Here is a 19,977-nt window from a genome sequence, read left to right as displayed (position 1 = left end):
GCCTCAGAAGATCTCGAACAGGCCGGCCGCGCCCATGCCGCCGCCCACGCACATGGTCACCACGCCCAGGCGGGACTTGCGCCGCTGGCCCTCGACGAGAAGGTGGCCGGCCGTGCGCGCCCCGGTCATGCCGAACGGGTGGCCCAGGGCGATCGCGCCGCCATTGACGTTCATGCGGGTGGGATCGATGCCCAGATGGTCGCGGCAATAGAGCGCCTGGCAGGCGAAGGCCTCGTTGAGTTCCCACAGATCGATGTCGTCGACGGTGAGGCCGTGGCGCTGGAGCAGCTTGGGGACGGCATAGATCGGGCCGATGCCCATCTCTTCGGGCGCGCAGCCGGCGACGGCCAGGCCCTTGAAGGCGCCCAGCGGCGACAGACCGGCCGCCTCGGCGGCCTTGGCCTCCATGACCACCAGGGCGGCGGCCCCGTCCGACAGCTGCGAGGCGTTGCCGGCGGTGACATGGGCGCCCTGGGCGATCAGCTCGCCGTTCTTGAATACCGGGGCCAGGGACTGCAGGCCCTCCAGCGTGGTGTCGGCGCGCGGACCCTCGTCCTTGGTCAGGCGCACGTCCTCGCTGCGGGTCTCGCCCGAAGCCTTGTCGGTGACGACCTTGCGGGTGGCGAGCGGCACGATCTCGGCGTCGAACCGGCCCTCGGCCTGGGCGCGGGCCGTGCGCTGCTGGCTCTCCAGGGCGAAGGTGTCCTGGGCCTCACGGGTCACGCCGTAACGTTCGGCAATCACCTCGGCGGTCTCGATCATCGACATCCACATGTGCGGGGCGCGGTCGAGCACGCTCTGGGAGCGGGTGCGGTAATTGCCCTTATGCTGGGTCTGGGTGAGGCTGATGCTCTCCACCCCGGCGGCCACCACCACGTCCATCTGGTCGAACATCACCTGGCGCGCGGCGATCGACAGGGCCGTCAGGCCGCTGGCGCATTGGCGGTCGATGGTCATGCCGGCGACCTCGAGCGGCAGGCCTGAGGACGCGACGGTCAGGCGGCCCAGGTTGTAGCCCTGGTTGCCCTGCTGGGAGGCGCAGCCCAGCACCAGATCCTCGACGCTGGACGGGTCGACGCGGGCGCGCTCGACGGCATGGGCCACCGCGTGTCCCGACAGGGCGGCCGCGTCGGTGTCGTTGAAAGCTCCGCGATAGGCCTTGGCGATCGGGGTTCTGGCGTAGGAGACAATAACGGCTTGGCGCATCGCGGCGGTCCCTAGAGATAATAGCGGCTGATGGTGTCGACGACGCAGGCGGGCTTGTCCTCGCCCTCGATCTCGACGGTGACGCGGACGGTCGACTGGACCGATCCGCCCTTGGCGGGGACGGCGCCGATCAGGCGGCCCACGCCGCGCAGGCGCGAACCGACCCGCACGGGAGCCAGGAACCGCAGGCTGTCGGCCCCGACATTGACGCCGTGGGTAAAGCCGCGGACCTCGATGATCTGCGGCAGGAAGAGGTTGACCAGGGCCAGGGTCAGGTAGCCGTGGGCGATGGTGGTCCCGAAGGGCCCATCCTTGGCGCGCTCCGGATCGACATGGATCCATTGCAGATCGCCGGTGACGGCCCCGAAGCCATCGATGCGGGCCTGGTCGATCAAGAGCCAGTCGCTGGCGTCCAGCGGATGGTCGCTCAGGTCGAGCAAGGCCTGGGGCGTTTCAAAGACGACGGCCATGTCAGGCGCGCTGGCTGGAGACCGAGATGGTCTCGCCGGTCATGTAGCTGGAGAGGTCCGAGGCCAGGAAGATCATCACATTGGCCACTTCCCAAACCTCGGCCGGGCGGCCGAAGGCTTCCTGGGCGACCAGACGCTGCAGAGCCACTTCGGCCGTGACCTTGGCCAGGAACGGGTGCATGGCCAGGGACGGAGCGACGGCGTTGATGCGCACGCCGTGCGGGGCGGCCTCGATGGCCGCGCAGCGCGTGAACGCCATGACCCCGGCCTTGGCGGCGGCGTAATGGGCCTGGCCGGCCTGGGCGCGCCAGCCGAGCACGGAGGCGTTGTTGACCATCACCCCGGCGCCGCGCGCGTACATGGCCGGCAGGAAGGCGCGCGACATCCGAAAGACGCTGGTCAGGGTGACGTCCAGGACCCGCGACCACTGGTCGTCGGTCATGTCGACGATGCTGGCCTCGCCGCCCAGGCCGGCGTTGTTGATGAGGACGTCGAGCGCGCCGAACTCGGCCAAGGCCGCGTCCCGCAAGGCCTCGACCTCGTCCTGGCGGGTGACGTCGCAGAGGCGCGCGGCGGGCCGGTGACCGGTGGCGGCGGCGATGGCCTCGACCGCCTCGCTCAGGCGCCGTTCATGGACATCGCTGATCATTACCCGCGCGCCTTCCTCGGCGGCGCGCTTGGCCGCCGAGAAGCCGATGCCCACGCCGGCGGCGGCGGTGACCAGCACCGTCTTGTCGGTCAGGAGGCCGCGGGCGGGCGGATAGGCGGGCTTTGAGGGGCTCATCAATGAGGCTCCGAGCTGGGGGCGGTCGCATCCAGGCCCATCCGGGCGGCGACGTGTTCGCGGTGGCGTTCGGGCGCGCCGAGGAAGGTCGCGTTCGACCAGGCGCGCTTGAAATAGAGATGGGCCAGGTGTTCCCAGGTGAATCCGACCCCGCCGTGCAGCTGGATGGCCTGTCCCGCGCAGCGCTTGGCGGCGTCCAGGCACCAGGCCAGGCTGGCGGAGGCTGCGGCTGACGCGTCGGGGCCGCCTTGGTCGATCGCCAGGACCCCGTAGAGCGCCGCCGAGCGCGCCGCCTCGATGTCGGCGACCATGTCGGCCAAGGCGTGCTTGACGGCTTGGAACGAGCCGATCGTCCGCCCAAACTGCTTGCGCTCCTGGACATAGGCCAAGGTCATGTCGAGGCAGGCCTGGGCGACGCCGACGGCTTCCGCCGCCAGCAGGGCCGCGGCTGTCGCCAGCACATCGTGCAGGGCTTTGCGGGCCTGGCCGGCGGCGCCGACAATATCGTCGGCGGAAACCTCAACGGCGTCGAAGGCCAATTCGCCCATGGGCCGGGTCGGGTCCAGGCTCGGGACGGAAAGAGCGGTGACGCCGGCGGCGGGCAAGGGCAGGGCCAAGAGGCTCAAGCCCTCGTCCGGGTGACGGGCCACGACCAGGACCAGGTCGCTGGCGGGCAGGCCACTGACGAAGCGGCTACGGCCATCGAGGCGCCAGCCGGTCGGGGTCGTCGTCAGCTGCGCCTCGAGCGCGTCGAGATCGGGACGACCCTGGGCGTCAGCGAAGGCCAGGCAGGCGCGGCGTTCGCCGGCGACGAGCGGGGCGGCCCATCGCTCGACCTGGTCAGGTCGGGCAAGCGCCAGGAGGGCCGGTAGGGCCAGGACCGCCGTCTCGAAGAACGGGGCCGGCGCCAGGCGCTCGCCGAGCGCCTCCAAGACGAGGGCCATGTCGCGTGCGCCCAGGCCCGCGCCCCCCAGCGCTTCGGGCGCCATCAGCCCGACCAGGCCCAGGTCCTGGGTGAGGCCGCGCCAGAGAGACGGGGCGAAGGCTTGCCCGTCCTCGACGGCCTTGCGCAGCTGCTCGGGGCCGGCGTGTTCGGCCAGGTAGCCGCGCACGCTCTCGCCGATCAGGCGTTGGTCTTCGCTCAGGGAGACGTCCACGCCGGCGACTCCTAGGCCGCGCCGTAGACGGGCTTGGCCGGGGCGCGGCCTTGCACGAGCTGCTCGATGACGGGACCAAGCTCGTCGGCGCTCCACCGCGCGCCCTTGTCGATGGCCGGGCCGTCGGTCCAGCCCTGGGACAGGAACAAACGCCCGCCCTTCAGCTCGAAGACCTGGCCGGTCACGGCCGTCGAGGCGGCGCTGCAGAGCCAGGCGACCAGGGGCGCGGTGTTCTCCGGGGCGTAGATGTCGAAGCCGTTCTCCAGCCGGTTCATCTCCTCGGCGAAGGCGCCTTCGGTCATGCGCGTACGGGCGTTGGGGGCCAGGGCGTTGACGGTGATCCCGTAGCGCGCCAGTTCGGCGGCCTGGACCAAGGTCAGGCCAGCAATGCCGGCCTTGGCGGCCGAATAGGCGCTCTGGCCGACGCTGCCCTGCAGGCCCGCGCCCGAGGTGGTGTTGAGAATCCGCACGTCGACCCGTTCGCCGGCCTTCTGCTGGGCGCGCCAGTAGTCGACCGCGTGGCGGCTGGTGCAGAAGTGGCCGCGCAAGTGTACGCGCAGCACCGCGTCCCACTCATCCGGCGTCGCCGAGACGAACATCCTGTCTCGAACGAAACCGGCGTTGTTGACCACGGCGTGCAGGTCGCCGAACGCGGTCAAGGCCGTTTCGACGATACGCCGGCCGCCGTCCCAGTCGGCGACGTCGTCGGTGTTGGCGACGGCCAGGCCGCCGGCGGCGATGATCTCGTCGACGACGCCCTGGGCCGCGCCGACCGTCTCGCCGCCTTCGCCTTGGCGGCCGACGCCCAGGTCGTTGACCACGACCTTGCCGCCTTGGGCGGCCAGTTCGAGGGCGTAGGCGCGGCCAAGGCCCGTGCCCGCGCCGGTGACGATGACGACGCGGTCCTGGCACAGACCGGCGGTGTGGGTGTTGGACATGTCAGAGCCGCTCGATGATGGTGACATTGGCCTGGCCGCCGCCTTCGCACATGGTTTGCAGGCCGAGGCGGCCGCCGGTGCGTTCCAGGGCGCCCAGGAGGGTGGTCATCAGGCGCGCGCCGGTCGCGCCCAACGGATGGCCCAGGGCGATGGCGCCGCCGCAGACATTGACCTTGGTCGGATCGACGCCGAGGTCCTTGATCCAGGCCAGAACCACGGGCGCGAAGGCTTCATTGCACTCGAAGAGGTCGATGTCGGCCAGGGTCAGTCCCGCCTTGGCCAGGGCGTGGCGGGTGGCCTCGATCGGCGCGGTCAGCATCCAGACCGGATCATCGCCGCGCACCGACATGTGGCGGATGCGAGCGCGCGGTATCAGGCCGTGGGCCTTGACCGCCCTTTCCGAGGCGATCAGCAGCGCGGCCGAGGCGTCGGCGTTCTGGCTGGAGACGGCGGCCGTGACCCGGCCGCCCTCGGTCAGCGGCGCTAGCGTGGCCATGCGCTCCAGGCTGGTGTCGCGACGGGGCGTCTCATCGCGGGCGAAGTCGCCGACCGGCGCGATCTCGGCATCGAAATGACCCGCGTCGATGGCGGCCAGGGCCTTCTGGTGGCTGCCCAGGGCGAAGCTCTCCATGTCTTCGCGGGAGATCTCCCAGCGCTCGGCGATCATCTCGGCCGAGCGGAACTGGCTAACCTCCTGGTCGCCGTAGCGGGCGCGCCAGCCGGGCGAGGTCGAGAAGGGATCGGGAAAGCCGAACTGCCGGCCCACCATCATCGCCGCCGAGATCGGGATCTGGTTTAGGTTCTGGACGCCACCGGCGACGACCAGGTCCTGCACGCCGCTCATCACGCCCATGGCCGCGAAATGCACCGCCTGCTGGGCCGAGCCGCATTGGCGGTCGACCGTCACGCCCGGAACGTGCTCGGGCAGGCCCGCGGTCAGCCAGCAGGTGCGGGCGATATCGCCGGCCTGGCCGCCGATGGTTTCGGTGCAGCCCAGGATCACGTCCTCGACCAAGCCCGGATCAATCCGGGTGCGGTCCATCAGGGCTTTCAGCGCGTGAGCGCCCAGGTCGGCGGGATGCAACTGGGCCAGCGAGCCTTTCTTGCGGCCGACCGGCGTGCGCACGGCGTCGATGATGTAGGCCTCAGCCATGGGCGGCTCCTTGCGCGAAGGTCTGGTCGGGGCCGAGCGGCGCGCTCAGCATGCGGCGCGTGACGCGGGCCCGGTGGAAGTCGGGGCCGCCCCAGGCGTGGCTGAGGGCCAGCCCGCGCTTGAGGAAGAAGTGGACGTCGACCTCCCAGGAAAAGCCCATGGCGCCGTGGATCTGCACGGCGGTGCGGGCGGCCAGGTCGCAGGCGGCGTCGGCCGCGAGCTTGGCGTGAGAGATGCGCGCCTTGGCGTGGAGGTCGCCACGTCCGGCATGGGCGGCGGCAGCCTGCAGCACCGGTCGGGCAAACTCGATCCGAACCTGGACGTTGGCCAGCAGGTGCTTGATGGCCTGGTTGGTCCCGATGGGCTTGCCAAACTGCTGGCGCTCCTTGGCGTAGGCCACGGAAAGGTCGACGCATTTCTGGGCCAGGCCCAGCATCTGGGCGGCAGCGAACAGCGCCCCGCGATCGAGCGCCTGGTCCCAGGCCGATGCGCCCTCGGCCGCCACAAGCAGGCGGGTGTCAGCCGAGGGCGTCCAACCGACCCGGAAGAGTCGGCGGAAGGGGTCGACGCTGTCCTGGCGGATCAATTGCGCCTGATCGGCGCGGACGAGATGAACCTCGCCCTCATGCTCCAGCAAGAGCGCCGCAGCGGTGTCGGCGTCGGCGACGAACGGATTGATCGGATGACCGATGGCCAGGGACGCCTGTCCGCTGAGCGCCTGGTCCAGAAGGTCCGCAGGGCCGCCGGCTCGCGCCAGGAGCGGCGTGGCCAAGCCGGCGTGCTCGACCAGCGGTTCGGGCAGACCCGCGTGTCCGCAGGCCTGGGCCACGCCGAGGAAGTCGATCTCGGCCAGGCCAAGGCCGCCAAGGTCCTCGGCAACCAGGACGCCGGCCGCGCCGGTGTCGGAAAGCGCGCCCCAGCGGCTCGGGTCGCGCGCTTGGCCAGACGCCATCAGGCGGCGCAGGGCCGCGCCGTTGCAGTGATCGTCGAGCACCTGGGCGACGACCTCGCCGAACAGGATCTGTTCCGGAGTGAGGGTGAAGTCCACGGCGTCCTCAGCGAGGCAGGCCGAGCAGGCGCTCGGCGATGATGTTGCGCTGGATCTCGTTGGACCCGGCGTAGATCGGGCCGGCGAGGGCGAAGAGGTAGTCGTCGAGCCAGTCGCCGACCGGGCCGGCGTCGGGCGCGGTGGGGCGCAGCTCGGCCCGGGCGCCCAAGAGCGACAGCGCCGCCTGGTGCAGGGCCACGTCCAATTCCGACCAGAAGATCTTGTTGGTGCTGGTCTCGGGGCCGATGTCGCCGCCGGCGATCAGGCGGCTGGCGGTGGCGTAGATCGACAGGGCGTAGGCCTCGGCGTCCATCCAGGCCTGGCTGACGGCCTGCAGGGCCAGGGCGTCGTCGGCGCGGCCAGTGGTCTTGAGCAGGTCGACCAGCTTGGCGGCGGCGACCTGATAGCGGGCCGGGCTGCGCAGCATCAAGCCCCGCTCGAAACCGGCGGTAGCCATGCAGATCGACCAGCCCTGGCCATCCTCGCCCAGGCGCTGGCTGGCGGGCACGCGCACCTCGTCGAGGAAGATCTCGGCGAACCCGACCTTGCCGTCGAGACGGGCGATCGGGTTGACCGTCACCCCGGGGGTGTCGAGCTTGAAGAAGATCAGCGACAGCCCCTTGTGGCGCTCGCTGCCGGCCTGGCTACGGAACAGGCCAAAGGCCCAGTCGGCGAAGGCCGCGCGCGAGGACCAGATCTTGTGGCCCGACAGGATGTAGTCATCGCCATCGCGGGTTGCCGTGGCTCGCACGCCGGCCAGGTCGCTGCCGGCCTGGGGTTCGGACCAGGCCTGGGCCCAGATTTCCTCGCCCGAGGCCATGGGCGGCAGGAAGCGGGCCTTCTGCTCAGGCGTGCCGAACTCCATCAGGGTGGGGCCCAGCAGGAAGATGCCGTTCTGATTGACCCGCCCGGGCGCGCCGGCGCGGTAGTATTCTTCCTCGAAGATCAGCCATTCGATCAGGTCGACGCCCCGACCGCCGTATTCGACGGGCCAGGTGACCATGCCCCAGCGGCCTTCCGCCAAGGTGGCCTCCCAGGCCCGGTGAGCCTCGAAGCCTTCGCGGGTTGCGTCGAAGGAGGGCAGGGGAGCGGCCGGGACGTGGCGCGACAGCCAGTCGCGGATCTCGGCGCGGAAGGCCTCTTGGGCCGGCGTGTAGGAGAGGTCCATGGTCGGCTCAGAACTTGGCCGCGGCCTTGCCGTCGACGAAGGCGTCGCGGGCGGCCTGACTGTCGGGATGCATGTACATCTCGAGGGTGAAGCCCTGCTCGAACCGGTAGCCGAGGTTGGGGTCGGTGGCTTCCAGGCCGTTGAGGGCCTGCTTGGCTAGGACCAGGGCTGTGCGGCTCTTGCTGGCGATGACCGCGCAGTAGTCGCGCGCGACGCGGGCCAGGTCGGCCGTCGGCACAACCTGCTCGACCGCGCCCAGGCGATGGGCTTCCTCCACGGTGACTTTGCCGCCGGTGAAGAAGGCCGCGCGCACCTTGTGCAGGGGCAGCATGCGCATCATGAACGCGGCCCCGCCCATCGCGCCGCGGTCGATCTCGGGCAGCGAGAAGTAGGCGCCTTCGGCGGCCAGTAGCACGTCGGAGGCGCCGGCGATGTTGACGCCCCCGCCGATGGCGAAGCCGTGGATGGCGCTGACGACCGGCACCGGACAATGGCGGATGGCCAGGAAGGTGCGGTGATTGTCGCGGTTGAGCTGGACGATCCGCTCGGGATGAGCGGCCATCTCCTTGATATCGACCCCGCCGCAGAAGCCGCGGCCCTCGGCGCGCAGCAGGACGCAGCGCACGTCCTCGCGCGAACCGGCCTGGGTGATCAGGTCCGGGAGCGCCGCCCATTGGGCGGTGTCGAAGGCGTTGACGGGCGGATGGTCGAAGACGATCTCGGCGACCTTGTCGGTGACGCTGACGGTGACGGGCATGAGCAGGGCCTTTTAGGCGGCTGGGCGGGCCTGATCGGACGTGGCCGACAGGCTTTGCAGGCGTTGCCGGGCCTCACGAGCGATCCGCTCGACGAGGTCGCGACAGGTGGGGATTTCAGTGATGGCGCCGCCGACCACGCCGGAGGCCATCACCCCTTCGTCGGGGCGGCCTTCGACGACGGCGCGCTGAATGAGATGCGGCGCGGCCGCGGCCATCAGGGCCGGGGCCAGGCCTTGTTGCTTGGACAACTCGCTGGCGGCCGAGAGCATCTGGCCCCAGGTCGCGCCGGTGCGCTGCTTCATCGCCATGCCGGCCTGGGCGGCCCGCAACCACATGGCCAACGGCCCGGCGCGCTCGATGCGATCCAGGAGCGGCGTGCGGACCATGCGCTGGGGCAAGCCGTCGAGCTTGGTGGTCAGGACGATATCGTCAGTGCCGGCGGTGAGATAGCGGGCCTTGGTGGCGTCGGGCACCGGGCTTTCGGCGGTCAGCAGGAAACGGGTGCCCATGGCCATGCCGACCGCGCCGAAGGCCAGGGCGGCGGCCAGGCCTCGGCCGTTCGAGAAGCCCCCGCAGGCGATGACGGGCACATCGACGGCGTCGAGCACCTGGGGCAGCAGGACCGTGGTCGGGGTCGAGCCGGTGTGCCCGCCGCCTTCACCGCCCTGGACGGTGACCATGTCCACGCCCAGCTCGACCATCTTGCGGGCGTGCTTGAGCGCGCCGACGGTTGGTACGCAGAGGATGCCGGCGGTCTTGAACCGGCCGATCATCTTGGCGTCGGGACCGCGGCCGAAACTGACGGCGCGGACCTGGTCGCGATTGGCGATGATCGTGTCGACGATCTCCGACGCGCCGGGCTGGAACATGTGGAAGTTGACGCCGAAGGGTTTCGTGGTCAGGGCCCGGACCTTGGCGATCTTGTCGGCCGCCTCGGCCGGGGTCATCACCGCCGCGCCCAGGAAACCGAAGGCGCCGGCCTCGCAGGAGGCGGCCACCAGGATCGGTTCAGCCACCCAGCCCATGGCGGTCTGGATGATCGGGTACTCGCAGCCGAGCCGTTCGGTCAGGACCGTGCGCAAGGGATCGCCGGCCATCAGCCTTCCCCGGCCTGGCTCTTGTTGGCCGCGGCCATGGACTTGGCGTCCAGGCCGCCGAGGCTGTTGGTCGAGACCAGATCGTTCTGGGCGTGAGCGAAGTGGTGCATGTGGAACACCGCGTCCATCGCCGTGCGCTTGCCGCGTAGATCCTCGACGTGGTTGAGCGCCTGCTTGGTCAGCCAGTTGCCCAGGCGCGGGCGGCTGGCCAGCTCCAGGGCGATGGCCCGTACGCTGACCTCCAGCTCGTCGCGATCGACCAGGCGGTTGACCATGCCGAAGTTGTAGGCGCGCTCGGCGGGCATGCGCTCGCCCAGCAGGATGAATTCCTTGGCGATACGCGGCGGCAGCTCGAAGCCGTGGGCGAAATACTCGACGCCCGGAATGCCCATGCGGCCGACCGGGTCCTGGAAGAAGGCGTCATGGGAAGCGACGATCAGGTCGCAGACCCACGCCAGCATCAGGCCGCCGGCAATGCAGGCGCCCTGGACCATGGCGATGGTCGGTTTGGGGATGTCGCGCCACCGGCGGCACATGCCCAGATAGACCTCTTGCTCGCGGGTATAGAGCAGTTCGGCGGCCGGCTTATTGGTGTGGTCGGCCAGCAGGAGCTTGCGGTCGAACGGGCTGTGGAGGTCACGCCCCGGGGTGCCGATGTCGTGGCCCGCCGAGAAGTGCTTGCCCTCGCCGCGCAGCACGATGACCCGCACCTCCTCGTCGTCGACGGCGCGCTTGAACGCCGCGTCCAGCGCGTAGGTCATCTGCGAGTTCTGGGCGTTGTTGAACTTGGGCCGGTCCATGACCACCCAAGCGATCGACCCCTCGCGCTCGTAGCGGACCGGCGTGTCGGTCTCATAGACGGCGGTCGGAGTCTTGGGTTCGACGAGATCGGACATGGCTTTGCTCCCTAGGCCTGACGGCGGTCGCCGGGCGGGTCGCCCTTGAAGGCGGTCTTGCGCGCGCCTTGCGGATCGAGCGCGGCGATCAGGGCCAGTTGCTCGGCGGTCGGAGCAGCCGTGGTGGGGATGTGGTCGGGGCGCACCAGACCGAAGCCGGTGTTGTCCTGCACCTCGTCGAAGCCGACGCCAGGATGCAGCGAGCGCACGCGGATGGCGTGGAACGGGCCCTGGAAGTCGAGCACGGCCAGGTTCGTGACGATAATCCGCAGATCCAGACCCGCAGGCTTGCGGCCGTCCAGGTAGCGGGCCGGGTTGTAGCCGGCCATGCAGACGTAATCGACTTCGCCGGCGACGAAGGCGCGGCTGTTATGGGCCGGGAAGAAGAAGCTGTTGGGGTGGTGGATCGAGTTGCCGGGGAAGCCGCGCACCCCGAGCATCGCCACCTTCGGCGCGGCCTTCGGACCGATCAGGTTGATGTTGGCCTGGCCGAAGCGGTCGATCTGCACCGGTCCGACCATGGCGTGGCGACGACCGCCCCAGAGGGTGGAGAAGGTGCGGTCATAGGGCGCCCAGCCCTCGGCCTGGGCACGATCGGCGACGCGGCCGGGCGGGGTCGGCGGATCGGTATACAGGCACTCGCCGTCGGTCAGCATCAGGGCCGGGTTGGTCGTGGCCTTGGCCAGGCTCGCGCCCAGACGGGGCAGGACCCCGATGCCGGTGGCCATGACCTCGCCGTCGTTGGTCCAGGCCTGCGCGGCCGCCGTGATCAGCAGTTCGGCCAGGGAGTAGTCGGACATGGGCGAACCTCTCTAGTAGGCCGGAGCGGAGAGGGCGCGCAGGCGAGCCTCGCCGCCGACGGCGGCGAGATAGGCCTTGGCGTCCACCTCGACGAAGGCGGCGCGATAGTCGTCCAGGGCCTGGGCGTCGGCAGCGCTGGCGGCATAGGTCTTCAGGTGGTCCAGATCGAGCTGGTAGTCGGGCGCGGCGCTGGTCGGATGGGCCCCGAACGGCGCCTCGACCACGCCGGTCACCAGGGCGCGCTCGAAAAGGTTGAAGCGGGTGTTGGCCGCCATATCGAGCTGCGCGGTCGGCACGACCTGTTCGGCGGTGACGAAGACCTTGTCGGCGGCCCGGGCCATCAACTCGTCGAAGAACGGATCAGGGCTGAGCGTCAGGGTCGCCCCCTGCTGGTCGGCGCGGTGGACGTGCAGCAACGCCGCGTCCAGGCGCAGGGCCGGCACGGCCAAAAGGGTCTCGCCATCGTCGAACGGGCTTTTGACCGTCTTCAATTCCGGCTGGTCGACGAGGTCGGTGCCAATGCCCACGCGGGTCGGCAGGAACGGCAGGCGCATGGCCGCCGCGCGCAGGCCCCAGTGGAACATGCCCTCGTCCAGTTCGAAGACCGGCAGGCCCGCCTGACGCGCGGCCTTGAAGTGCGGCTCGATCGGGATCTGGTCCAACGAAACGAAGGCGAAGATCAGCTTGCGGATCTTGCCGGTGGCGGCCAGCAGGCCGACGTCGGGACCGCCGTAGGCGGCGATGGTCAGGTCCTTCAGGCGCGAGCGGGCCAGGGCCCGCACCAGGGCCATGGGCTTGCGACGGGTCGCCCAGCCGCCGATGCCGATGGTCATGCCGTCCTGCAGCTGGTCGACGACGTCGTCGAGGGTCATGCGTTTGTCGAGCATGGGCCTAGCCCTCCTGCTGATGGGACCAGGCGTGACCCCAGTCGCTGACGGCCAAGCTGGTGGTCGCCACCCAGGTGGCCGGGTCGATGATCAGGCCCTCGCAGCCGAACTCCAGGTCGAAGCCGCCGGGCGTCTTGACGTAGAAGGAGACCATCTTGTCGTTAACGTGCCGGCCCAGCGTCGCCGACACCGGAGTCTTGCTGGCCAGGACGCGGTCATAGGCGCGGCCGACGTCGTTGAGCGTCGCCGCCTCCAGCATGATGTGCACCGCGCCGCTGTCGAAGGTCGGCATTTCGCCGAGCGCCAGGCTGTGGTGGCGGCCGTTGCGGGCGTGCAGGAAGGCAAAGCCCACCCCGGGATCGTCCGGGCCGCCGCCGGCCAGGTAGAAGCGGCCCAGGTCGGTGTCGGCGAAACCCAGCAAGCTCTTATAGAAGGCGTGGGTCTCCTCGAAGTTGGGGGCCGACAGCACCACGTGCCCCATGCCCAACTCGCCGCCCGCGCCGGTGACGAAGCCGCTGATCCCGGCCGGGGACGCGAACGGTGCGTAGTCCAGGAAGCGCCCGTAATAGAGCTCGATGGCGTTGCCGGCCGGGTCCGAGGACAGGGCCGCGGCATAGACGCGGCGGGTTCGGGCCTGGGCCTGGGGCAGGCGCTCGACCGGCCGGCCGGCCTTGGCCACGGCCGCCAGGGCCGCTTCGAAGGCCTCGGCGTCGGCGAACTCCCAGGCCGGCCGCACGAAGGCCTCGCGCTCGCTCTTCTGGATCCACAGCCGGAACGGACGGTCGTCCATCCGCAGCCACAGGGTGTCGGCGTCCGGGCCCGGCGTGACCATCAGGCCCAGGATTTCGGCGGCGAACTTGCGCCAGGCCTCCAGGTCCCTCGTCTCGATGACGACATAGCCCAATGACGTCACGCCCATGGGTTCCGCTCCCTCGCCGTTCAACGGCTACGAATGTTGTTGGTCATCAGCGATAAGGCGCGTGTAATGCGTGGTCAAGTAGCTATACAACTACGCAAACAAAAGTTCAGAGCGCCCTTCATCGCTGAAATTCGCAGTCAGGCCACGCCACGGGCGACCAGGTCCAGGAATAAGGGCCGTTCGCCGCCGCCGTCGACGGTGAGCGCCGCCCCGGAGATCCAGCTGGCGGCCGGAGAGGCTAGAAAGCGGATCGCGCCGGCCACGTCCTGGCCGGCCCCGAACCGGCCGAGCGGAATACTGGTGGCGATGGCCGCCTGGGTCGAAGGCGGTCCATAGGTGCCCTCGCCGTCGTCGGTCTGCATCAGGCCCAGCACCAGGGTGTTGACCCGGATATGCGGCGCCCATTCCTGGGCAAGGCTTTGGGTCAGGCTGATCACGCCGGCCTTGGCCGCGCCGTAGATCGCCGTGCCAGGCGAAGGGCGTTGGCCCGAGACGCTTGCGATGTTGACGATGCAGCCGCCGCCCGCCTGGGCCATCCACCGATGGGCGGCCTGGGCCATGTGTAGCGGCGCCAGCAGGTTCAGCGCCACGATGGCTTCGGAAAACCGGGGTGAGGCGGTGGCGGCGTCGGCCTGGGGAGAGCCGCCGGCATTGTTGACCAGGAGATCGAGACGCCCGGCCTGCTCGGCCACGCCGTCGACGAAGGCGCGGGCCGCGCCCGCGTCGCGCACGTCGCAGGCGGTGAAGACCGCTGAGTGTCCGCCGGTGCTGGGCAGGGCGTCAGGCTCGCGCCGGCCGCAGATGTGCACGTCATAGCCATCTTCCAGGAGGGCCAGGGTGATGGCGCGGCCAAGCCCGCGCGCGCCTCCGGTGACGATGGCGACCGGCGCCGAAGCCTCTGACATGCGAACCCTCCTTTGCGCGCCCGTCGCGCCATGTAAGGCGCGAACCGTTGTTGAGAATCCTCTTGCATCAGCGATTTGCGTAATTCAATCTGCTTTCAACTACGAATATGAACGATAACGGGCGCCGCCAAGCGAGCGCGCCCTCGTCATGGGAGGTCCGCATGAGCGTTACCGGCATCCTGGCCAAGGCCGAGGCGGTCGCCGTCACGCCCGAACCGGCCGAGTTGCTGGCGCGGGCCAGAGCGCTTGCGCCGGCCCTGCGCGAGCGGGCCGCCAAGGCTTGCGCCGAGCGCCGGCTCCCTGCAGAGACGATCGCGGACCTGCAGGCGGCGGGGCTGTTTCGGATCCTGCAGCCGCGGCGCTGGGGGGGCTACGAGATGCACCCGAACGTCTTCTACGACGTCCAGCAGATCCTGGCCGAGGCCTGCATGTCGACCGGCTGGGTCTATGGCGTGGTCGGCGGTCACCCCTATGAGCTGGCGCTGTTTCCCGACGCGGCCCAGCAGGAAGTCTGGGGTGAGGATGACAGCGTCCTGGTCTCCTCGTCCTATCAGCCGGTCGGCAAGGTCGAGCGGGTCGAGGGCGGCTTCAGGCTCAGCGGCCAGTGGGGCTTTTCCAGCGGGTCGCACCATTGCCGCTGGGTGCTGCTGGGGGCGATGATCCCACCGGCGGAGCCGGGCGGTCCGCCGGACATGCGCACCTTCCTGGTGCCGCGCGCCGACTACGAGATCATCGAGAACTGGGACGTCTTCGGCCTGCAGGGCACCGGCAGCCACGACATCAAGGTCGACGGGGCCTTCGTTCCTGAGCACCGCACCCACAAAGCCGTCGACGGCTTCCTGTGCCAGAACCCCGGCCAGGCCGAAAACGACGGGCCGCTGTACGCGCTGCCGTGGGCGCAGATCTTCCTTCGCCTGGTCTCGACGGCGGCCTTGGGCGGGGCGCGCGGCGCCATCGCCGGCGCCGTGGAGATCACCAAGTCGCGGATCTCCACCAACACCGGCAAGGCCTCAAAGGCCGACCCGATCCTGCTCAACACCATCGCCAAGGCCCATGCCCAGGTCGAGGAAATGTCGGCGGTCCTGCGTCGCAACTTCGACGACATGCTCGGCGAGCGGGCCACGCCGTTGACCCTCGAGAAGCGGGCGCTCTATCGTTACCAGTCGGCCAGCGTGGTGCGCCGCTGCGCGGATCTGGTTGACGATCTGATGCCGCTGCTGGGCGGGCGGGCAATCTACAGGTCCAGCCCAGTGGTCCAGGTCTGGCTCGACCTGAACGCGGCCCGCGCCCACGTGGCCAACGACTCCAACAATTTCGGGCCCGACCTGTTCGGCAGCCTGGTCGGCGATCCGCCAAGCTTCATGTTCCTGTGAGCACACCGATGAGCGATATCGTCACCCGCCGTCACAAAGTGCGCGACGGCCATGAAATCTGCGTCAACGAGACCGGATCGGGGCCGGCCGTGGTCTTCATCCATGGCAGCGGCCCGGGGGCCAGCGGCGTCTCCAACTTCCGCCTCAACATCGAGGCCTTCGTAGCCGCCGGCTATCGGATCATCCTGCCCGACCTGATCGGCTATGGCGCCTCGTCCAAGCCCGAGGGGATCGACTACACGCTCGACCTCTTCGCCGACACCTTGATGGACGCGCTCAAGGCCCACGGCGTGGACCGCGCCACCCTGGTGGGCAACTCGCTGGGCGGCGGCATCGCCCTGCAGATCGCCCTGGATGCGCCGAGCTTCGTCGATCGCCTGATCCTGATGTCGCCCGGCTGCATCGAAGAGCGCGAGATCTACTTCGCCATGCCCGGCATCGCGCGGATGGTCAGCGACTTCGGCGGTCCCGACTTCTCGATCGAGGACCAAAAGCGCTTGGTCTCCAACCTTGTCTACGACCCCAGCCAGATCAGCGACGCGCTGATCGCCGAGCGCTTCGCTGTCGCCCGCACCCAGCCCAAGGACGTGCTGGCGCGCATGCGCACGCCCAACCTGGCCCCGCGCCTGGCCGAGCTTGCCATGCCGATCCTGGGCTTCTGGGGGCTACAGGACCAGTTCCTGCCGGCCAGTGGGGCCAACCGCTTCCTGGAGGCCTGCGTCGACGCGCGGTTCATGACCTTCAACAAGGTTGGCCACTGGGTCCAGGTCGAGCGGGCGGTCGAGTTCAACCGCTACAGCGTGGAGTTCCTGCGTGGGTGAGACGGCGCGCCGCTACGGCGGGATCCTCTATGATGCGCTGCGCGGGCGCACTGTCGTGGCGCCGCTGATCGAGACCGATCCGTCGCTGACGATCGACGACGCCTATGCGATCTCGCTCGACACCCTGGCCCGGCGGATCGCCGATGGCGAGACGGTGGTGGGCAAGAAGATCGGCGTCACGTCCAAGGCGGTGCAGGACATGCTGGGCGTGCACCAGCCCGACTTCGGGTTCCTGACCGACCGGATGTGGGTGCGCGGCGAGACCATCGACATCGCCGCCCACGGGCTGATCCAGCCGCGTGCGGAGGCCGAGATCGCCTTCCTGCTGGACAAGGATCTCAACGGACCGGGCGTCACCGCCCAGGATGTGCTGGCGGCCACCGCCGCCATCGCCCCGTGCTTCGAGATCGTCGACAGCCGCATCGAGGGCTGGCGGATCGGCATCGTCGACACCGTCGCCGACAACGCCTCCTGCGGCGTCTTCGTCCTGGGCGAGGCCCGAGCCGATCCGCGCGATCACGACCTGCCGGCGCTGAAGGTCGAAGTGACCAAGAACGGCGCGCCGCTGTCGGAGGGCTACGGCCGGGCCGTGCAGGGCTCGCCGCTCGAGGCGGTGGCCTGGCTGGCCAACACCCTGGGCGCCTATGGCGAACCGCTGAAGGCGGGGGATGTGATCCTGTCGGGGAGCCTTGTGCCCCTGGAGCCGGCCCGGCCCGGCGACGTCTTCGAAATGAACCTTTTGGGAGTGGGCGCGTGCGCGGCCCGCTTCGTCTGACGGAGGACCTGCGGTGACCAAGGTCAAGGCCGCCATCATCGGCTCGGGCAATATCGGCTCGGATCTGATGATCAAGATGCTCAACAATCCCCAGAACATGGAACTGGCCGCCGTCGTCGGCATCGACGCCCAGTCCGAGGGCCTGGCCCTGGCGCGGGCCCGCGGCGTGGTGACCACGGCCGAGGGGCTGGACGGGCTGCGCGCCCTGCCAGGCTATGGTGAGATCGATATCGTCTTCGACGCCACCTCCGCCTACGCCCACAAGGTCCATGACGCGGCGCTGCGAGCCGACGGCAAGCGGGTGGTCGACCTGACGCCGGCCGCGCTGGGCCCGTTCACCGTGCCGACGGTCAATCTGGAGGCCCATCTCGACGCGGCCAACGTCAACATGGTCACCTGCGGCGGCCAGGCGACGATCCCGATCGTCGCGGCGGTCAGTCGAGTGGCCAAGGTTCGCTACGCCGAGATCGTCGCCTCGGTGTCCTCGCGCTCGGCCGGACCCGGCACCCGGGCCAATATCGACGAGTTCACCCGCACCACGGCCCGCGCCATCGAGACTGTCGGCGGGGCCGAGCGCGGCAAGGCGATCATCATCCTCAATCCGGCCGAGCCGCCGATGATCATGCGCGACACGGTGTTCACCCTCAGCGACCCGGCCGACGAGGGCGCGGTGCGCGCTTCGGTCGAGGCCATGGTGGCGGCCGTCCAGGCCTACGTGCCCGGCTACCGCCTCAAGCAAGAGGTGCAGTTCGAGCGTTACGGCTCCAACAATCGCCTGAAGATCCCCGGTCAGGGCGAGTTCGAAGGCCTCAAGACCGCCGTCTATCTCGAAGTCGAAGGGGCGGGCGACTACCTGCCCAGCTATTCGGGCAATCTCGACATCATGACCGCCGCGGCTAAGGCCACCGGCGAGAAGCTCGCCCAGCGTATCGCCGCCCGGAGGGCCGCCGCATGATCTTCGATCCTTCCCGCGACAAGCTCTACATCCAGGACGTGACCCTGCGCGACGGCATGCATGCCATTCGCCACATGTACGGCCTGGACCATGTGCGGGCGATCGCCGCGGCCCTCGACAAGGCCGGCGTCGACGCCATCGAGGTCGCCCATGGCGATGGTCTGAGCGGCGCCAGCTTCAACTACGGCTTTGGCGCCCACACCGACTGGGAGTGGCTGGAAGCCGTGGCCGAGGTCTTGGACCGGGCGATCCTGACCACTCTGATCCTGCCGGGCGTGGGCACTGTGGAGGAGCTGCGCCGGGCCCACGCCTTGGGCGTCCGGTCGGTTCGGGTGGCCACCCACTGCACCGAGGCCGACGTCTCGCGCCAGCATATCGGCATGGCCCGGGACCTGGGCATGGACGTGGCCGGCTTCCTGATGATGAGCCACATGATCGACGCCGACGCCCTGGCGGCCCAGGCGGCGCTGATGGAATCCTATGGCGCGCAATGCGTCTACGTCACCGACAGCGGCGGGGCGCTGGACATGGATGGGGTGCGCGAGCGCTTGCAGGCCTATGACCGTGTGCTCAAGCCCGAGACCCAGCGCGGCATGCACGCCCACCACAATCTCGCGCTCGGCGTGGCCAACTCGATCGTCGCGGCCCAGACCGGGGCGGTGCGCATCGACGCCAGTCTGGCGGGTATGGGGGCAGGGGCGGGCAACGCGCCGCTGGAAGTCTTCATCGCCGCGGTCGATCGCAAGGGCTGGAACCACGGTTGCGACGTGATGACCCTGATGGACGCGGCCGAGGACCTGGTGCGTCCGCTGCAGGACCGCCCGGTCCGGGTGGACCGCGAAACCCTGAGCCTGGGCTATGCGGGGGTCTATTCCTCGTTCCTGCGCCATGCGGAAAAGGCGGCGGGGGACTACGGGCTCGACACCCGCGAGATCCTGGTCGAACTGGGCCGTCGGCGCATGGTCGGCGGGCAGGAGGACATGATCGTCGACGTGGCGCTCGATCTCCTGAAGGCCAAATCGGCGGCGTGAGTGCGATGCGGCGGCTGGCGCTCGATCACCTGACGGCCGTCGACGCCGGCCCGCTGGAGTTGATGGACCTGGCGGCCAGCGCCGGCTGCCAGGCGGTGAGCCTATTCCTGCATCCGTTGTCGGTCTTGCCGCAGATGCCCGTGTTCGATCTGGTGGCCGATAGCGCGGCTCGGGCGCAATGCGTGGCGCGGCGGGACGCGCTGGGCCTGCAGATCGACTTGGCCTACCCCTTCACCCTGGCCGGGGCGACCGATCCGGAAGGGTTCGTGCCGGCGCTGGCGGCGGCGGCGGCCCTGGGCGCCTTCGGGATCAACGTCCTCGTCTACGACCGAGACCTCGACCGGCGCGTGGGCCGACTGACCCGCCTGGCGCAGCTGGCGCGCGATCACGGCCTGGTCACGGCGGTCGAGTTCTTTCCCGCCTCTCAGGTGCGCTCGCTGTCAGACGCTCTGACGTTGGTCGAGGCGGTCGATGCGCCGGGCCTCGGCGTCAATGTCGATCTTCTCCATTTGGTGCGTTGCGGAGAGGGCGTGGCGGCCTTGGGCAAGGCCTCGGCGGGGCGGCTTGTCTACGGCCAGCTCTGCGATGGGCCCCTGGATTGCCCGGCCGAGGCGCGCGACCGCGAAGCCGCGTTCGAGCGTCTGGCCCCGGGCGAGGGGCAACTGGACGTGGCGGGCTTTCTGGCGGCCATGCCGTCCGTGGCGCGGCTCAGTGTGGAGTCGCCGCTCGGCCAAGCCCTTGAGGCGGGCGTGTCGCGGACCGACCGCGTGGCGCGCGCGGTGGCCGGCGCACGCAAGGCCTTATCGTACGAAGTCGTCTAAATACGGACAAATTT

The 19,977-nt window shown here is 69.7% G+C and carries 21 protein-coding genes; 6 read left to right on the top strand and 15 right to left on the bottom strand.

Annotated elements, in window-relative coordinates; genetic code table 11:
• Window positions 1-3 precede the first annotated feature (3 nt).
• The 15 genes from ASC70_RS21715 to ASC70_RS21645 form a co-directional block, all read right to left on the bottom strand.
• Window positions 4-1,206, bottom strand: a complete 1,203-nt coding sequence (locus tag ASC70_RS21715) for an acetyl-CoA C-acyltransferase (protein ID WP_056054530.1) — start codon at window positions 1,204-1,206, stop codon at window positions 4-6.
• Between the two features lie 11 nt (window positions 1,207-1,217).
• On the bottom strand, window positions 1,218-1,676 hold the full coding sequence (locus tag ASC70_RS21710) for a MaoC family dehydratase (protein WP_056054527.1): 459 nt from the start codon (window positions 1,674-1,676) through the stop codon (window positions 1,218-1,220).
• A gap of 1 nt (window position 1,677) precedes the next feature.
• Window positions 1,678-2,460 carry an SDR family oxidoreductase gene (locus ASC70_RS21705; RefSeq protein ID WP_056054525.1) on the bottom strand — a complete coding sequence of 261 codons (783 nt, stop codon included), beginning with the start codon at window positions 2,458-2,460 and terminating at the stop codon, window positions 1,678-1,680.
• Window positions 2,460-3,617, bottom strand: a complete 1,158-nt coding sequence (locus ASC70_RS21700) for an acyl-CoA dehydrogenase family protein (RefSeq protein ID WP_056054523.1) — start codon at window positions 3,615-3,617, stop codon at window positions 2,460-2,462. Before ASC70_RS21700 ends, ASC70_RS21705 begins: the two co-directional genes overlap by 1 nt.
• Window positions 3,618-3,628: 11 nt before the next feature.
• Entirely contained in the window at window positions 3,629-4,555 is a 927-nt protein-coding gene (locus ASC70_RS21695) for an SDR family oxidoreductase (protein ID WP_056054520.1), read from the bottom strand.
• A gap of 1 nt (window position 4,556) precedes the next feature.
• Window positions 4,557-5,708: an acetyl-CoA C-acetyltransferase gene (locus tag ASC70_RS21690; RefSeq protein WP_056054518.1), complete on the bottom strand. Its 1,152-nt coding sequence runs from the start codon at window positions 5,706-5,708 to the stop codon at window positions 4,557-4,559.
• Window positions 5,701-6,756, bottom strand: coding sequence for an acyl-CoA dehydrogenase family protein (locus ASC70_RS21685; protein WP_056054515.1), 1,056 nt, complete (start codon window positions 6,754-6,756; stop codon window positions 5,701-5,703). Before ASC70_RS21685 ends, ASC70_RS21690 begins: the two co-directional genes overlap by 8 nt.
• Window positions 6,757-6,763: 7 nt before the next feature.
• Window positions 6,764-7,924, bottom strand: a complete 1,161-nt coding sequence (locus ASC70_RS21680; RefSeq protein ID WP_056054512.1) for an acyl-CoA dehydrogenase family protein — start codon at window positions 7,922-7,924, stop codon at window positions 6,764-6,766.
• Window positions 7,925-7,931: 7 nt separating this feature from the next.
• Window positions 7,932-8,681 (bottom strand): enoyl-CoA hydratase family protein, encoded by a 750-nt coding sequence (locus ASC70_RS21675; protein ID WP_056054509.1) that lies wholly within the window; start codon window positions 8,679-8,681, stop codon window positions 7,932-7,934.
• A 12-nt stretch (window positions 8,682-8,693) separates the two neighbouring features.
• The gene (locus ASC70_RS21670) at window positions 8,694-9,779 is read right to left on the bottom strand and encodes a nitronate monooxygenase family protein (RefSeq protein WP_056054506.1); all 1,086 of its coding nucleotides are present in this window, start codon (window positions 9,777-9,779) and stop codon (window positions 8,694-8,696) included.
• Window positions 9,779-10,675, bottom strand: coding sequence for an enoyl-CoA hydratase (locus ASC70_RS21665; RefSeq protein ID WP_056054502.1), 897 nt, complete (start codon window positions 10,673-10,675; stop codon window positions 9,779-9,781). The genes ASC70_RS21670 and ASC70_RS21665 overlap by 1 nt, the downstream gene beginning before the upstream one ends.
• Window positions 10,676-10,686: 11 nt before the next feature.
• Complete coding sequence (locus ASC70_RS21660) at window positions 10,687-11,475, bottom strand: CoA-transferase subunit beta (RefSeq protein WP_056054499.1); 789 nt, start codon at window positions 11,473-11,475, stop codon at window positions 10,687-10,689.
• Between the two features lie 12 nt (window positions 11,476-11,487).
• Window positions 11,488-12,363, bottom strand: a complete 876-nt coding sequence (locus ASC70_RS21655; RefSeq protein ID WP_056054496.1) for a CoA transferase subunit A — start codon at window positions 12,361-12,363, stop codon at window positions 11,488-11,490.
• 4 nt (window positions 12,364-12,367) lie between these two features.
• Window positions 12,368-13,282 (bottom strand): VOC family protein, encoded by a 915-nt coding sequence (locus ASC70_RS21650; protein WP_056054493.1) that lies wholly within the window; start codon window positions 13,280-13,282, stop codon window positions 12,368-12,370.
• Between the two features lie 137 nt (window positions 13,283-13,419).
• The gene (locus ASC70_RS21645) at window positions 13,420-14,187 is read right to left on the bottom strand and encodes an SDR family oxidoreductase (RefSeq protein WP_056054491.1); all 768 of its coding nucleotides are present in this window, start codon (window positions 14,185-14,187) and stop codon (window positions 13,420-13,422) included.
• A gap of 161 nt (window positions 14,188-14,348) precedes the next feature.
• Here ASC70_RS21645 and ASC70_RS21640 point away from each other — a divergent pair, with 161 nt between their 5' ends.
• From ASC70_RS21640 to ASC70_RS21615, 6 genes are read left to right on the top strand one after another with little or no spacing between them, the layout of a single operon-like run.
• Window positions 14,349-15,560 carry a flavin-dependent monooxygenase gene (locus ASC70_RS21640; RefSeq protein WP_056054488.1) on the top strand — a complete coding sequence of 404 codons (1,212 nt, stop codon included), beginning with the start codon at window positions 14,349-14,351 and terminating at the stop codon, window positions 15,558-15,560.
• A gap of 8 nt (window positions 15,561-15,568) precedes the next feature.
• A complete protein-coding gene (locus ASC70_RS21635) occupies window positions 15,569-16,381 on the top strand; it encodes an alpha/beta fold hydrolase (RefSeq protein WP_056054485.1) in 813 nt (270 codons plus the stop codon).
• Window positions 16,374-17,156 (top strand): fumarylacetoacetate hydrolase family protein, encoded by a 783-nt coding sequence (locus ASC70_RS21630; RefSeq protein WP_056054482.1) that lies wholly within the window; start codon window positions 16,374-16,376, stop codon window positions 17,154-17,156. The genes ASC70_RS21635 and ASC70_RS21630 overlap by 8 nt, the downstream gene beginning before the upstream one ends.
• Before the next feature lie 13 nt (window positions 17,157-17,169).
• Window positions 17,170-18,111 (top strand): acetaldehyde dehydrogenase (acetylating), encoded by a 942-nt coding sequence (locus tag ASC70_RS21625; RefSeq protein WP_056054480.1) that lies wholly within the window; start codon window positions 17,170-17,172, stop codon window positions 18,109-18,111.
• Complete coding sequence (gene dmpG / locus ASC70_RS21620; protein ID WP_056054477.1) at window positions 18,108-19,142, top strand: 4-hydroxy-2-oxovalerate aldolase; 1,035 nt, start codon at window positions 18,108-18,110, stop codon at window positions 19,140-19,142. The genes ASC70_RS21625 and dmpG overlap by 4 nt, the downstream gene beginning before the upstream one ends.
• 5 nt (window positions 19,143-19,147) lie before the next feature.
• Complete coding sequence (locus tag ASC70_RS21615; RefSeq protein WP_056054475.1) at window positions 19,148-19,963, top strand: sugar phosphate isomerase/epimerase; 816 nt, start codon at window positions 19,148-19,150, stop codon at window positions 19,961-19,963.
• Window positions 19,964-19,977 lie beyond the last annotated feature (14 nt).

It is taken from the genome of Caulobacter sp. Root343, assembly GCF_001425745.1.
Taxonomy (GTDB): domain Bacteria; phylum Pseudomonadota; class Alphaproteobacteria; order Caulobacterales; family Caulobacteraceae; genus Caulobacter.
Note: the sequence above shows the minus strand (reverse complement) of the source record. Positions and strands in the feature narration are given on the sequence as shown.